Source organism: Bradyrhizobium sp. Unk1, assembly GCF_059512345.1.
Genome location: NZ_JCAMOP010000017.1, coordinates 101,225 through 114,996 on the forward strand (window position 1 = coordinate 101,225; position 13,772 = coordinate 114,996).

12 protein-coding genes are annotated in these 13,772 nt (G+C 66.4%); 7 read left to right on the forward strand and 5 right to left on the reverse strand.

From position 1 onward, the window contains the following. Nucleotides 1-64 precede the first annotated feature (64 nt). Complete coding sequence (gene coxB, locus AC5ZFO_RS22775; protein WP_496122561.1) at nucleotides 65-907, reverse strand: cytochrome c oxidase subunit II; 843 nt, start codon at nucleotides 905-907, stop codon at nucleotides 65-67. Between the two features lie 447 nt (nucleotides 908-1,354). Between coxB and AC5ZFO_RS22780 the strand changes: the two genes are divergently transcribed. The 5 genes from AC5ZFO_RS22780 to AC5ZFO_RS22800 all read left to right on the forward strand — a co-directional run bounded on the left by AC5ZFO_RS22780 (nucleotide 1,355) and on the right by AC5ZFO_RS22800 (nucleotide 5,263). Further along, nucleotides 1,355-1,888, forward strand: a complete 534-nt coding sequence (locus AC5ZFO_RS22780; RefSeq protein WP_282520411.1) for an invasion associated locus B family protein — start codon at nucleotides 1,355-1,357, stop codon at nucleotides 1,886-1,888. Between the two features lie 120 nt (nucleotides 1,889-2,008). Continuing rightward, on the forward strand, nucleotides 2,009-3,436 hold the full coding sequence (gene tldD, locus AC5ZFO_RS22785; RefSeq protein ID WP_282520410.1) for a metalloprotease TldD: 1,428 nt from the start codon (nucleotides 2,009-2,011) through the stop codon (nucleotides 3,434-3,436). Further along, nucleotides 3,433-4,209 carry a signal peptidase I gene (gene lepB / locus AC5ZFO_RS22790; protein WP_063980763.1) on the forward strand — a complete coding sequence of 259 codons (777 nt, stop codon included), beginning with the start codon at nucleotides 3,433-3,435 and terminating at the stop codon, nucleotides 4,207-4,209. The genes tldD and lepB overlap by 4 nt, the downstream gene beginning before the upstream one ends. Nucleotides 4,210-4,342: 133 nt before the next feature. Beyond that, the gene (locus AC5ZFO_RS22795; protein ID WP_282520409.1) at nucleotides 4,343-4,684 is read left to right on the forward strand and encodes an MmcQ/YjbR family DNA-binding protein; all 342 of its coding nucleotides are present in this window, start codon (nucleotides 4,343-4,345) and stop codon (nucleotides 4,682-4,684) included. Nucleotides 4,685-4,696: 12 nt separating this feature from the next. Further along, complete coding sequence (locus AC5ZFO_RS22800) at nucleotides 4,697-5,263, forward strand: nucleotidyltransferase family protein (protein ID WP_282520408.1); 567 nt, start codon at nucleotides 4,697-4,699, stop codon at nucleotides 5,261-5,263. On the opposite strand, the gene AC5ZFO_RS22805 is transcribed toward AC5ZFO_RS22800, so the two are convergent. Then, nucleotides 5,264-6,127 carry a LysR family transcriptional regulator gene (locus AC5ZFO_RS22805; RefSeq protein WP_063986047.1) on the reverse strand — a complete coding sequence of 288 codons (864 nt, stop codon included), beginning with the start codon at nucleotides 6,125-6,127 and terminating at the stop codon, nucleotides 5,264-5,266. A gap of 98 nt (nucleotides 6,128-6,225) precedes the next feature. Between AC5ZFO_RS22805 and AC5ZFO_RS22810 the strand changes: the two genes are divergently transcribed. Both AC5ZFO_RS22810 and AC5ZFO_RS22815 read left to right on the forward strand, forming a co-directional pair. Continuing rightward, nucleotides 6,226-7,137, forward strand: coding sequence for a DMT family transporter (locus AC5ZFO_RS22810; RefSeq protein ID WP_496122562.1), 912 nt, complete (start codon nucleotides 6,226-6,228; stop codon nucleotides 7,135-7,137). Between the two features lie 13 nt (nucleotides 7,138-7,150). Next, nucleotides 7,151-7,924 carry an MBL fold metallo-hydrolase gene (locus tag AC5ZFO_RS22815; RefSeq protein ID WP_496122563.1) on the forward strand — a complete coding sequence of 258 codons (774 nt, stop codon included), beginning with the start codon at nucleotides 7,151-7,153 and terminating at the stop codon, nucleotides 7,922-7,924. A 159-nt stretch (nucleotides 7,925-8,083) separates the two neighbouring features. Here the strand turns inward: AC5ZFO_RS22815 and AC5ZFO_RS22820 are convergent, their stop codons facing one another. The 3 genes from AC5ZFO_RS22820 to AC5ZFO_RS22830 form a co-directional block, all read right to left on the reverse strand. After that, nucleotides 8,084-8,854, reverse strand: a complete 771-nt coding sequence (locus AC5ZFO_RS22820) for a TIGR02186 family protein (protein WP_071916903.1) — start codon at nucleotides 8,852-8,854, stop codon at nucleotides 8,084-8,086. Beyond that, nucleotides 8,851-9,768 (reverse strand): sulfite exporter TauE/SafE family protein, encoded by a 918-nt coding sequence (locus AC5ZFO_RS22825; RefSeq protein ID WP_071916904.1) that lies wholly within the window; start codon nucleotides 9,766-9,768, stop codon nucleotides 8,851-8,853. The genes AC5ZFO_RS22820 and AC5ZFO_RS22825 overlap by 4 nt, the downstream gene beginning before the upstream one ends. 320 nt (nucleotides 9,769-10,088) lie before the next feature. After that, nucleotides 10,089-13,586, reverse strand: coding sequence for a tetratricopeptide repeat protein (locus AC5ZFO_RS22830; protein WP_496122564.1), 3,498 nt, complete (start codon nucleotides 13,584-13,586; stop codon nucleotides 10,089-10,091). Nucleotides 13,587-13,772 lie beyond the last annotated feature (186 nt).

Consider the following 13,772-nt stretch of genomic DNA (forward strand, 5'->3'; position numbering starts at 1 on the left):
TTCGGACCTTGTGCGGTCCCGCCCTTTATGTCGCTTTCAGTCCCCTCGAGCCGTCGCCCGGCGCTTACTGCGTCGGGCCGGCCGCGGAGGCGAAAGTGCTGGTGCCGCCGCTCGCATATTTCTTCTTTGCCGTTTCGACCCAGGAGGCGAAGTCCTTGTCCTCCACGACGCGAATCGCGATCGGCATGAAGGCGTGGTCCTTGCCGCAGAGCTCCGAGCACTGGCCGTAGAACATGCCGGTCTTGGTGGCCTTGAACCAGGTCTCGTTCAGCCGCCCCGGAATGGCGTCGATCTTGACGCCGAAAGCCGGCAGCGCAAAGGCGTGGATGACGTCCGCGCCGGTGACCTGGACACGAACCACCTTGTTGACCGGCACCACCATCTCGTTGTCGACGCCGAGCAGACGGGGCTGCTTGTCCTGGGCCATAAGCGAGTCGAACTCGAACTTGCCGTTATCAGGATAGGCATAGGACCAGTACCACTGCTTGCCGGTGGCCTTGATGGTCAAATCCGCCTTCGGCACGTCGAGCTCGAGGAACAGCAGGCGGAACGACGGCACCGAGATACCGACCAGGATCAGCACCGGAACGAGCGTCCAGGCCACCTCGATCAGCGTGTTGTGCGTGGTCCGCGACGGCACCGGATTGGCCTTCGCGTTGAACTTCATGACCACGATCACCAGCAACGCCAGAACGAACAGCGTGATCAGCGTGATCAGCACGAACAGGAAATTGTGGAACCAGACGATGTTGTCCATCACCGGGGAGGCGGATTGCTGAAGCGTCCATTCCCACGGCGCCGGTTGCCCGAGTTCAGCGGCGAATGTCGCACCGCCCGTCGCCAGCGTCAGACCCGCCACGGCCAATCCCAGCAAGTGCCGGCCCACCTGGCCCATCGACATCCTCATGCCGTTCGCGCTCCCCTAACGAAATCACCCCAAGTGCATCCCCCTATTTCCGGGAAACGCTTATTCGATCCGCCCGTCTGACAAACCGCCGCGCAAGAATACCTCTAAGAGGAATTGGGGCCAGATCGCTAGAACGCCGAAATCAAGCCTCTCAAACCATAATTCTTGATCTATCGCAATGCAGTCTTGAGCCCCGTCTGTCAGCCATCACCCGCAAGATATTTCCTAGTAACATCAGAGAAAAATACCGTTTCCCGGGATGCCGCGGCTTGACAGCGGCATTGCCCGCGGTAGGCACTGGCAGAGAGCCGCGCAGGAACCTGATTCGTGCGGGCGATGGCGGTGTGGGCGGCGCGGAATTTGCTTGCGAATCGCCTTCAAGACGCCGTCATTCCCGTATCAGTCCGCCAGGCGCGAGCGACCCAGGCGAGCAGAGGGACCGACCCGATGGGGTTTTCGAGAAGCATGGCAAGGCGGGCTAGCGGCCTCACGATGCTGGCCGCCCTCTTGGCCGCGGTCGTCGTCATGGCGCTGCCGGGCCTCGCCCATGCGCAGGGCGCGGTGCGCTCCGTCCATGGCGACTGGCAGATCCGCTGCGACACCCCGCCGGGCGCCCAGGCCGAGCAATGCGCTCTGATCCAGAGCGTGGTGGCCGAAGACCGCTCCAATGCCGGCCTCACCGTGATCGTGCTCAAGACCGCCGACCAGAAGAGCCGGCTGATGCGGGTGGTCGCCCCGCTCGGCGTGCTGCTGCCCTCCGGCCTCGGGCTGAAGCTCGACAATCAGGACGTCGGCCGCGCCGGCTTCGTCCGCTGCCTGCCCAATGGCTGCGTCGCCGAGGTCGTCATGGACGACAAGCTGCTCGGCCAGCTCCGCACCGCCAAGACCGCGACCTTCATCATCTTCGAGACCCCGGAAGAAGGCATCGGCTTCCCGCTCAGCCTGAACGGGCTCGGCGAGGGCTATGACAAGCTGCCGTAGGGCGGCAGGCGCGTCCGCACGCGGCGAATCCTATCGTTTCGTAATGTGGCACCTGGCACCCTCGCGGAACCGCCGGGAAACCATTATCTTGCCCTACATCTTCCGATAATGGACGGACGCATGACCAATCCAGCCACAACTTCCCTGCTCGACCGCGCCAATCTCGACCGCGACCAGGTCCGCAACGAGGTCGCACGCGGGCTTGCCGGTGCCGACGACGGCGAACTGTTCCTGGAATACAGCCAGACCGAAGCGCTGATGTTCGACAATGGGCGGCTGAAGCAGGCGACCTATGACACATCGCAGGGCTTTGGCCTGCGCGCCGTTAAGGACGACGCGGTCGGCTATGCCCATTCCTCCGACGTGTCGCTGCCGGCGCTGATTCGCGCCGCCGACGCAGTCGCCGCCGTGCGCGGCGGCTATTCGGGCAGCTTTGCGGCCCCGCCCCCGCGCACCAATGTGCGGCTCTACGCCGACGACAATCCGCTGGATGCGCCGGGCTTCGAGACCAAGGTGAAGCTGCTCGCCGAGATCGACGCCTACTTACGCGACAAGGATCCGCGGGTGCGGCAGGTCAGCGTCAGCCTGGGCGCGACCTGGCAGGTGGTCGAGATCCTGCGGCCCGACGGCGAGAGCTATCGCGACATCCGCCCGCTGGTGCGCGTCAACGTCTCCGTTGTCGCCGGACAGGGCGACCGCCAGGAGAGCGGCAGCAAGGGCTATGGCGGCCGCGCCGGCTATGCCGAATTCATCGAGAGCAAGAACTGGCGCGATGCCGCCGACGGCGCGCTGCGCGAGGCCCTGGTCAATCTGGAATCGATCCCCGCCCCCGCCGGCGAGATGGACGTCGTGCTTGGTGCCGGCTGGCCCGGCGTGATGCTGCATGAGGCGGTCGGCCATGGCCTCGAAGGCGATTTCAACCGCAAGAAGACGTCCGCGTTCGCCGGCCTGATGGGCCAGCAGGTCGCGGCCAAGGGCGTCACCGTGGTCGACGACGGCACCATTGCCTCTCGCCGCGGCTCGCTGTCGATCGACGACGAGGGCACGCCGACCAACCGCACCGTGCTGATCGAGGACGGCATTCTGGTCGGCTACATGCAGGACCGCCAGAACGCGCGCCTGATGAACATGAAGCCGACCGGCAACGGCCGCCGCCAGGGCTATGCCCATGTGCCGATGCCGCGCATGACCAACACCTACATGCTCGCGGGCGACCGCGATCCGGCCGAGATCCTGGCGTCCGTGAAGAACGGCGTGTTCGCCGCGAATTTCGGCGGCGGCCAGGTCGACATCACCTCGGGCAAATACGTGTTCCAGTGCACCGAGGCCTACAAGATCGAGAATGGCAAGATTGGCGCGCCGCTGAAGGGCGCCATGCTGATCGGCAACGGGCCGACCGATTTGCATCGCATCCGCATGATCGGCAACGATCTCGCGCTGGATACCGGCATCGGCACCTGCGGCAAGAACGGTCAGGGCGTGCCCGTCGGCGTCGGCCAGCCGTCGCTTCTGATGGAACGTATTACTGTAGGTGGAACGGGCGCATGAGCGTTGAGAAGGTAACTGTCACCGCCAAGCGGAAGAGCAGCGGCTGGGCTGGTCAGCTGATGCAGCTCGCCGGCATCGTCGCCGCCGTGTTCATCGCCAAGGGCGCGCTCGCCGAGCCGTTCTACGTGCCGTCGGGTTCGATGGAGCCGACGCTCCTGATCGGCGACGCGCTGCTCGCCTCGAAATTCCCCTATGGCTACGGCACCTCGTCGCTGCCGATCCAGATCAACCTGCCCGAAAGCGGCCGCGTCTTCGCGGAGACGCCGAAGCAGGGCGACGTCGTCGTGTTCCGCTGGCCCGGCGATCGCTCACAGGCCTGGGTCAAGCGCGTCGTGGGTCTGCCCGGCGACCGCATCCAGATGCGGCAGGGCCAGCTCTTCATCAACGACCGTCCCGCCGAGCTGAAGCCGGATGGCGTTGGCGCCGCCGAAGACGACAATGGCGGCAGCGAGCCCGCCTACCGCTACATCGAGACGCTGCCGAACGGCGTGTCGCATCTGATCTTCAAGATGCGCGACAACGGTCCGCTCGACAACACGCCTGAAGTGACGGTGCCGCCCGGCCACCTCTTCGTGCTCGGCGATAACCGCGACAATTCCGCCGACAGCCGCGTGCCCCTCCGCTCCGGCGGCGTCGGCCTGTTGCCGATCGACAATCTGGTCGGACGCGCGGATGCCGTGCTCGGATCCTGGGATCTCGGCATGCGCGGCCAGCCGGTGTGGACCTGGCTCTCCGGCTTCCGGCTCGCGCGGTTCTTCACCGCGGTGCACTGACGAAGGCCCTCATGGTGAGGAGGCGCGAAGCGCCATCTCGAACCATGAAGCCCCGATCTCTCGAGCAGCCATCCTTCGAGACGCCCGCTTCGCGGGCTCCTCAGGATGAGGGCGTCAATTGCGGAGACGGCAGATGACCTTCGACGACGTCAGAAAATTTGCGCTGACGTGGCCGGAGGTCGAGGACGGCACCTCCTACGGCACGCCCGCGCTGAAAGTGCGCAAGAAGATGCTGGCGCGGCTGAAGGAGGACGGCGACACCCTTGTCATGCCCGACGTTCCCATCGACGAGCGCGCGATGCTGGTCGAGAGCCAGCCAAAGATCTTCTATTTCACCGATCACTACGCCGACTATCCGATCGTGCTGATCCGCCTGTCCAAGGCGAAGCGCGCGATCGTCGAGCTGTTCCTGCGGCGGCGCTGGCGCGGCCTCGCCTCGAAGACGGCACGCGCCACGTTCGATGCCAGCGCGTGAATGATGGCTGCGATGGATCGCGACCGCTTCCTCACGCTGGCGCTGAAGAACCCGGTCAATGTTGCAATCATCGGCGAGCTCGCCTCGCTCGCGCTGCCCGATGCGTGGCTCGTGTCAGGGTGTCTGGTGCAGACGGCGTGGAACGTACTCACGGACCGCGCGGTCGATCATGGCATCGCCGATTACGACGTGTTCTATTTCGATCCTGACACCTCATGGGAGGCGGAGGACACGGTGATCCGCACGCTGCACGCGCGGCTCTCGCATCTCGGCGTCAAGATCGAGACCCGCAACCAGGCGCGCGTGCACCTTTGGTATCCCGGCAAGCACGGCCTGCCCTACCCGCCCCTGACATGCTCGACCGGCGGCATCGACCGCTTCCTCACCCAGAACACGCAGGTCGGCGTGAGGCGCGCAGGCGACGGCTTTGAGGTCTACGCGCCGCACGGCTTCGACGACATTGCAGGATTGATCGCGCGGCCCAATCCGGGTCCGAATTTTTCAGCGGCGAGCTACGCGGTGAAGGCCGTGCGATGGAAGGCGCTGTGGCCGGAGCTCACGGTGATTGCCGCGGAGTGATCACGCCGCCTTCGCCTGTACATTGTCGCAGAACTCCGCGAGCCGATCGGCAAGCCGCAGCGTTGCGGGGCTGGCACCGGGCGAAGCCATCAGCGCCACTTCGGTCCGGTTGATCGGCTCAAAACCGTCCTTCGCGGTCAGCACGCGATGGTCGGACTGGATCGACATCTCCGACAAAATGCTTAAGCCCATGCCGGCGGCGACCGCAGCCTGGATGCCCGCGAGACTCGATGACGAGTAAGACATGTGCCAGGCGCGGCCCGCGCTTTCCAGCGCGTGGATGGCGCCGGCGCGGTAGAGGCAGCCGAGCGGAAATCCGATCAGCGGCACGGACGAGGCGTTGACGTCGACCGGATGGCTCTTGCTGGTGACCCAGTGCACCCGCTCCGGCCAAACCGCGATGGCGCCTTTCGCGCCGGCCTCGCGCTTGAACAGCGCCAGGTCGAGCTCGCCGCGTTCGAGGTCGCGGGACAGGTTCTTGCTCTGGTCGGCGCGCACATCCATTCGCAGACCCGGATGTGAGCGCGAGAAGGCGCCGAGCAGTTTTGCCAGCCGGTACGCCGCAAAATCCTCGGGGATGCCAAGCCGAATCGCGCCTTCACTGTCGGGCTCGCGCAGCACGTCGCGCGCCTCCTCGGCGAGCGTGAGCAGCCGCCGGGCATAGGACAGCAGCCGTTCGCCGGCCTCAGTGGGGCGCACGTCCTTGCCGTCACGGTGCAAGAGGACCTGGCCGACGTCCTCCTCCAGCCGCTTGATCTGCTGGCTGACGGTCGATTGCGTGCGGTGGACCCGCTCGCCGGCGCGGGTGAAGCCGCCGGCCTCGACCACCGAGACGAAGCTGCGCAGGAGCTCCAGGTCGAGCATGGCCGCCTCCATTCGAAAATCCACTGATTGGAAGTTAATCATTTAATTTCCAAATGACAAGCCGGCTCCCTAGATCGAAGGCTCAGGAGAATGCCCTCATGTCCCTCGCCCCCTCGATGTCCGTCCCCCGCAGCCGGTTCAACACGCTGCCGCTCGCCATCGGGCTGTTTTGCCTGCTCTGGAGCTATGCCTTCGTCGCCGGCAAGATCGGCGTCACCCATTGCCCGCCGCTGATCCTGCTCGCCGCGCGCTTCTCGCTCGCCGGCATTTTGATCCTCGGTGCGACGCTGATCCGCGGTGATGGCTGGTCATTGTCCTGGCGCGATGCCACGATCTTCGCCGTGCTCGGCATCGCCAACAACGCACTCTATCTCGGGCTCGGCTACACCGGCCTGCAATCAGTCTCCGCCGGCCTCGGCGGCCTGATCGTCTCGGCAAATCCGGTATTCACGGCGGCGCTCGCCGCATTGCTGCTTGGCGAAGGCATGAGCTGGCGCAAGGCGGGCGGTCTCCTGCTCGGCATCATCGGCGTGACCCTGATCGTCTGGCATCGCCTGTCGGTCGGTACCGACTCCCTGCACGGCATCGTCTTCACGCTGGCCTCGCTCGCCTCCATCGTCGCCGGCACGATTCTGTTCAAGCTGCTCGCGCCGAAGGGAAGCCTGTGGATCGGCAATGGCGTGCAGAACCTCGCCGCCGGCATCGTGCTGACGCCGGTCGCGTTCACCTTCGCCGACGTGCACGCGATCGATTTCACCCCGGGCCTGGTCGGCGCCTTCGCCTTCCTCGTGCTCGGCGGCTCGATCCTCGCCTACTGGCTCTGGTTTCATCTCCTGAAAGTGTGTGGCGCAACGGCTGCGAGCGCCTATCATTTCCTGATGCCGCCGCTCGGCATGCTGTTCGCCTACATCGTGCTCGGCGAGCATGTCGAGGCCCGCGACCTGCTCGGCATCATCCCGGTCGCGCTCGGAATTTACCTGGTGACGCGCCCCGCAAAGCCCGTCGCGTAAGAGGAGCTTTCTGATGCCCATTTCCATCACCCTGATCGGCGGCCCTACCGCGCTGATCGAGATCGACGGCTTTCGCCTGCTCACTGATCCGACCTTCGATGCGCCCGGCGCCTACCAGCTGCCGCATGTGACGCTGGAGAAGACCATTGGTCCCGCGATGAAGGCCGACGCGATCGGCCCGATCGATGCCGTCCTGCTCAGCCACGACCAGCACTCGGACAATCTCGACAATTCCGGCCGCGCGTATCTCAAGCACGCAAAGCGCGTGCTGACGACCGAGGCCGGCGCAAAACGTCTCGGCGGCCATGTCGAGGGCCTCGCGCCCTGGGCGACCTCGCATCTGAAGGACCGTGACGGCAACACGCTGACGATCACCGCGACACCGGCGCGCCACGGCCCGGCCGGCATCGAGCCGCTGTCGGGCGACGTCATCGGCTTCGTGGTGTCCTCGAGCCGGACGGACACGAGCGACGTCTATATCAGCGGCGACACCACCTGGTTCGACGGCGTCACCGAGGTCGCGCGCCGCTTCAAATGCGGCGTCGTGCTGCCGTTCGCCGGCGCCGCGCAAACGCGCGGACCGTTCCACCTCACCATGGACACCAACGACACCATCGAGACCGCGCGCGCCTTTCCGGATGCGATGATCGTGCCGGTGCATACCGAGGGCTGGGCGCATTTCCGCCAGAACAGCGAGGATCTGCGCAAGACCTTTGATGTGCTCGGCTTCGGGACCCGGTTGCGATTGCTGGTGCCGGGCGTGCCGACGGTGGTTGAGGCGCCGTGAGGCTCAGCTGTCATGCCCCGGCTTGACCGGGGCATCCAGTACGCCGCGGCGGTCGTTGCGAGAGCGAGCTATTCGACGAAGGCCTCTGGAATACTGGATCGCCCGGTCGAGCCGGGCGATGACGGGAGGAGAGAGCGGTGCTCCTCGCAATGACGGACGCTAATCCTTCCGAAACACGATCGACGCCATCCACCCCGTCATCAGCGCCATCGCGGCGGTCGCGAGGCCATAGATCAGCCCGTGCTGCCGCGCGCTCGTCGCGACGAACTGCTCGAAGCCCACCTTGACGATCTCGAACGCGGTCTCGGTCTTGGTGACCAACGCGCCGTTCGCGAACAGCTTGATTTCCACCTCATAGGTGCCGATCGGCACCTCCTCCGGCAGGGGAATGCCGGTACGGAACAGCGTCGGGGTCAGGAACGTCACCGCGCTCGGGTCCTCGCGGTAGAGACCTTTCTGGGTTCGCAGGCGGATGAAGGCCGAGCGGAACGCATCGTTCGGCACCACGTCGGCATAGTCGCCGCTGACCCGTTGGGTTAGCAGCACGTTGTTGAGCCCGATCTGCTGCCGCCGCGCGATCTCGGGCGAGGTGATGACATCGAAGGGGCGGTTGGCGAACAGCGCGAGATAGCTCGGCACCGCCAGGAACTGCCGGTAGTCGGTGTTGATCCAGATCCCGAAGGTGCGCTCCTTGCGCCGCGTCACCATGTCGGCGCGCGGGCCCATCACGGTGACGACGAGATCGTAGCTCTTGCGGTCCGCGGGCGTGGAGGCGTCCTTCTCGACCGAGCCGAACAGCACCAGTTCCTCGCCGGAATAGTTCGGCGTCACCGTGACGCGATGGTTGGAGACCGACACGATCAGTCGCTCGGCACGCGCGGCCGAGCCGAGCAGCAGGACGAGAAGGATCGCGAGAGCTGCGCGCATCATCCGCTCACTCCCAATTCACGGATGGTGAAGAGATCCTCGGGCCGGATCACCAGCTCGATGGCGAAGCGGACGCCGACTGAAAGGATCAGCAGGCCCAGCAACAGCCGCAGCTGCTCGCCGCGGATCTTCTGGCCGGCGCGGGCGCCGAACTGCGCGCCGGTGACGCCGCCGACCATCAGGATCAGCGCCAGCACCGCGTCGACGAGGTGATTGGTCACCGCATGCAGCAAGGTCGCGAACAGCATCGTGACCAGCGTCAGAACCATCGAGGTCCCGATCACCGTCGAGGTCGGCACCCGCAGCAGATAGATCATGATCGGCACCAGGATGAAGCCGCCGCCGATGCCCATGATGGCGCCGATGAAACCGATCACGATGCCGACGATCACGACGGGAATGACCGAGAGGTAGATCTTCGAGCGCTTGAACCGCATTTTCAGCGGCAGGCCGTGAATCCAGCTGTGCGTGCGCCGTGGCGGCACCGCGCCGCGACGGGTCCGCATCAGGGCGCGCAGGCCCTCGGAGAACATCAGGCTGCCGACCGTGGTGAGCAGCACCACGTAGGACAACGCGATCATCAGATCGAGCTGGCCGAGCGCGCGAAGCTGCGTGAAGGTCCACACCCCGAGCGCCGTGCCGGTGACGCCGCCGCATAACAGCACACTCGCCAGCGCCGGGTCGATCGCACGCCGCCGCCAATAAGAGAGCGCGCCGGAAAAGGAGGAAGCCGCGATGTGGCTCGCAACGGAGGCGACCGCGACCGCCGGCGTGATTCCGATGAAGATCAGAAGCGGCGTCATCAGGAAGCCGCCGCCGATCCCGAACATGCCGGAGACGAAGCCGACCGCCGCGCCCATCGCCAGCACCAGGAAGATGTTGACCGGCAGATCGGCGATCGGGAGATAGAGCTGCATCGAAGGACCACACTCCGGCGAAATGGATCGATTGCGCGGAAATGCTCGCCGGACGGTCGGAACGATTGCCGCGCCCCTCAATAGCGGAATTCGCGGGGACGCGGATCAGGAATTTTGATGCGTGGTGAACGGCCTAAGATGGATCAGGTCGCTGTTTCTCTGCGAGCCTGGGATTTCGCCACTTGCTTCGCTGTCATGCCCCGGCTTGACCGGGGCATCCAGTACGCCGCAGCCTCTCCGCATCAAACCGGCGTCTCTGGAATACTGGGTCGCCCGGTCAAGCCGGGCGACGACAAGAGGAAAGTCCGTACCAAAACTGTTTAGTGCGCCGCCGAGGCCGAGCGCTTGGTCGCGACCGGCTTCGGCGCGGGCTTTGCGTTTGCCTGCGGCGCACTGTCCCAGCCGCCGGCGGGCGCCGTGACATTGACGGCGTCGTCGGGCTGCGGCTCCGCGCTGAACGTCTGGATCGCGAGCTTGGCGGCGGCGAGCGACTGCGGATCGAGTCGCTTGGCGACGTCGTCGCGCTTGCCGGACGCATCCGCGTCACCCTGGCCGGCCGCAAGCGTGAACCATTTGTAGGATTCGGCGAGGTTCTGTTCGACGCCGATGCCGCGGGCATAGAGGATGCCGAGGTTGAACTGGCTGTCGGCGACGCCGCGATCGGCGGCCTTGCGGAACCACTGCGCCGCGCTCTTGTAATTGGCGCCGCGTCCGCCGCCGTCGGCGTCGAGCACGGCGAGATTGTGCATCGCCTTGGCGTTGCCGCGCTCGGCGGCCTGCGTGTAGTAGCGGCGGGCGATGTCGGCGTCCTTCTTCACCCCGAGGCCCTTCTCGTAGAGCGTGCCGAGGCGGAAGGTCGCGGGCACCACGCCGGCCTGCGCCGCGCGGTCGTACCATTTGGCGGCTTCATCGTAATTCGCAGCGACGCCCTTGCCCTCGGCAAAGCGCACGCCGATCTCGTAGGCCGCGGTCGCATCGCCCTTCATCGCGGCGGTGCGCAGCACCGGACCGCCGATGCCGTCAGGAAGCTTCTCGCTCGGCGGCACCTGGATCATGCCGAGCTTCGCGCGGCTCGTGCCCGACAGCGCGCCAGTGATGTCGTTGCTCGCCGCAGGCGGTGGTGGCGTCGCGGGGACCGGCGGGATTTCGACCGAAGCCGAGCCACCCGCCCCTGCCACGGGAGCCGGCGCGGGATTATTCAGCGACTGCTTCCCGATCGGCGTCGGCGAGGTCATCGACGGCGTAACCTGCTCGGGCGTGGCGGGCTTGGTCTCGACCGGCGGCGGAGCCTGCGGCATGGGCGCGGGCGACGAATTCTCCATCGCCTGCGGTGACGGCGGCGGACCGCCCCCATCGAGCAGATTCATCGCCATCTTGAACGTGCCGAGCACGATCACGACCACGCTCGCGCCGACCAGCAGCGAACGGATCTTCGAGGTGATGGTCGAGCCGCCTTCCTGGCCCTTGTCCTTGGCGCGGCCTGCGATGGCCGCCTTGGCGGCTGCCTTCGCACTTGCCTTGGCGCCGCGGGCCGGCTTTTCCGGCTGCGCGGCGGCGGCCTGCGCGGCGCGGCGCGCGGCCGCGATGAAGCTCGACGACGACACCGGCTCTTTCGGCGCGGCGGGGATTTCGCTGATCGCGCTTTCGGACGCGGCGATGCGCTCCGACGGCGTGGCGACGCGGCCGCCCGGCCGTGTGCCCGGCTCGAGCGGATGGTCCGGCGGCAATTCCGGTGCGAGCGCGGCGCGCGCGGGCGCCGTGTGCGGCTCGAGGATCTCGCTGATCGCACGCGGCGGAACGGGCGGTGCCGCTGGCACCGGCGGCGGCGCGGCCGGTGCGGCGGCATGGAATTCGCGCGGCGCGGCAACGAAAGCGCCCTGTGGCGGCTGTTGCGCGGCGGCCGGGTTCTGCAGCTCCGGCTTCGGATCGTATTTCGGCTGCTGCTGTGGCTGCTGCCACGGCTCGCGCGCGACAGGCGCGGGCTCCATGGGCGCGGCCATCGGCATCGACATGGACGTCGACATGGGCATCGGCTGCGGTGCGGGTGCCGCCGGCGCCGTGCGCACCGCGCGCAGATCACCCTCGATCATTGAGAGGCGATCGACGACATGGCCGAGCGCGCTGTGCACGGCCTCGAGCGAATCCTGGGTGCTGCGGTTGGTCTCGGCCTGGCTGAAGCGGATGTCGGAGAGCTCGCGCTTGACCAGATCGACCATGCCGGAATCGGCAGACGGTGCCGAATTGCGGCTTTCGGCGAGGGCGGAATAGGTCGCCTGCTGCCGCTCCAGATGCCGCAGGATGTCGTGCAGTCCATCCTCGACGCGGCTTAGATTGCCGTTGCGCGGATCGGAGGCGGCCTCGATCCGCTCCAGCAGATACGAGACCCGCTGTTCGAGATGCGCAAAGGTCGAGGCGGAATCGTTGCCGACCTGCATGCGGTCGAAACGGTCCGACAGCGCACGGATCGCGGCTTCGAGATGCTCGCTGCTCTCGGTGGGCGCCGGCCGCTCGCGCGTTTCCAGCGCGGCGGTGAGCGCCGCGATGCGCTGCTCCAGCACCGCAAAGCTGTCGCTGGGGCCGGACGAGCGGGTGACCTGGTCGACCTTGGACGACAGCAGCTGCACGTCTTCGGAAAGACGCGCCAGGGCTTCGTTGGAGGCGACGTTGGAGACGATGCCGCGCAGCGCCGAGATCGCGCCTTCGAGCTGCCGCACCGTCGACGGGTCGTCATTGGCGCGCAGGATCAGATCGAGCTTGGCGCCGAGGTTGCGGATCGCCTCGTCATAGCCGGTGAGCTGCTCGGCCGGCGTCAGCGTGCGCAGCACCTGCTTGATCTCGGACAGCGCGTGCTCGATGCCCGACAGGACCTGGCCGTCCGTCCCGGACGAGCGGGTCTCGTCGATGCGACGGTGCAGCGAGCGGATCTCGTTCTCGATCGATTCGATCGCGCGGCGCGGCATCGCCTCGGTGATGGCGTGGCGGATCTCGGCGAGCTCGCTGCGGAACGCGTTGATCGCCTGCTCGGTGTTGTCAGGTCGCTGGAGCGACTCGATCTGGCTCGTGATCTTGAGCAAATGGCGCTCGAGCGACGTGAAATCCGGCCCCGGCTGCGGGGGCGGCGGGGCGTAGGCAGGCGCGGGCGGCGCCATCGGGGGCGCGAAAGGAGCTGCCGCCGGTGCAATCGACGGCGCGGCACGGGGCGGCATCTGTCGCGGCGCAAAGCCGTCGAGCTCGCTCTGCCGGGCCGTGATCTCGGCGACGGCAACGTCGAACGACGCCGGGCTCAACGGAGGTGAATTGCGATAGACTTGTGCGGCCGCGCGCTCGACCATATCGGCCTGGCGCTGGCGCGTCTCGACGGGTGCCGGAGCCGGTGCCGGCCGCTGAGGCTGCTGCGGCTTTGAGATTTGCGACAGCCGGGCATCAAGCCGCGAGATCGCGTCGTTGAGCTGGCGCGCGACGCCCTGCTCGCGCGAGACGTCTGGCCGCGACGCGTCCTGTCGTGAAGCATCTTGGCGCGGCGCGGGCTTTGAAATCCGTTCGATCTGCTGGGTGATCGCGTCGAGCCGCTGGTGGATGTCGGCGACGTCGCGGCTCTCCTGGCTCGGCATCTGTTGCGGGCGCTGCTCTTGACGCTGTTCTTGGCGTTGTTCTTGGCGTTGATCGTAAGGTCCGCGAAAATTCGGCGGGGCGGTCTCGCCGAGTGTGGAGTTCAGCCAATCGTTGAGTGACATGCCGGCGCGACGCGCAGCAGCTTCGGCCCGCTCCCTGACGGATGGATCGATGCCGTCAACACTCCACGATACGCGCGAATTCATGACTCTGTCCGGTTCCGACTCCGGCGCCCCACCCGGCGCCTCCAGCCTCCCCACGCGTGCCGGTTGTAAAGACAATCGGATTTGGCGCGGGTCGTCTGCCTCGAAAACCGACTTTTGTCTGTTACGGTAAATAACGGGTTAAGGAACCCGTTGACGGTGTCTTAAAGTTGGGCGCCGGGAACCTGC

What these genes read in the sequence shown, in the direction of transcription:
- coxB (WP_496122561.1), bottom strand. Translation starts at nt 907, where the DNA reads ATGAGGATGTCGATGGGCCAGGTGGGCCGGCACTTGCTGGGATTGGCC.
- AC5ZFO_RS22780 (WP_282520411.1), top strand. Translation starts at nt 1,355, where the DNA reads ATGGGGTTTTCGAGAAGCATGGCAAGGCGGGCTAGCGGCCTCACGATG.
- tldD (WP_282520410.1), top strand. Translation starts at nt 2,009, where the DNA reads ATGACCAATCCAGCCACAACTTCCCTGCTCGACCGCGCCAATCTCGAC.
- lepB (WP_063980763.1), top strand. Translation starts at nt 3,433, where the DNA reads ATGAGCGTTGAGAAGGTAACTGTCACCGCCAAGCGGAAGAGCAGCGGC.
- AC5ZFO_RS22795 (WP_282520409.1), top strand. Translation starts at nt 4,343, where the DNA reads ATGACCTTCGACGACGTCAGAAAATTTGCGCTGACGTGGCCGGAGGTC.
- AC5ZFO_RS22800 (WP_282520408.1), top strand. Translation starts at nt 4,697, where the DNA reads ATGGATCGCGACCGCTTCCTCACGCTGGCGCTGAAGAACCCGGTCAAT.
- AC5ZFO_RS22805 (WP_063986047.1), bottom strand. Translation starts at nt 6,127, where the DNA reads ATGCTCGACCTGGAGCTCCTGCGCAGCTTCGTCTCGGTGGTCGAGGCC.
- AC5ZFO_RS22810 (WP_496122562.1), top strand. Translation starts at nt 6,226, where the DNA reads ATGTCCCTCGCCCCCTCGATGTCCGTCCCCCGCAGCCGGTTCAACACG.
- AC5ZFO_RS22815 (WP_496122563.1), top strand. Translation starts at nt 7,151, where the DNA reads ATGCCCATTTCCATCACCCTGATCGGCGGCCCTACCGCGCTGATCGAG.
- AC5ZFO_RS22820 (WP_071916903.1), bottom strand. Translation starts at nt 8,854, where the DNA reads ATGATGCGCGCAGCTCTCGCGATCCTTCTCGTCCTGCTGCTCGGCTCG.
- AC5ZFO_RS22825 (WP_071916904.1), bottom strand. Translation starts at nt 9,768, where the DNA reads ATGCAGCTCTATCTCCCGATCGCCGATCTGCCGGTCAACATCTTCCTG.
- AC5ZFO_RS22830 (WP_496122564.1), bottom strand. Translation starts at nt 13,586, where the DNA reads ATGAATTCGCGCGTATCGTGGAGTGTTGACGGCATCGATCCATCCGTC.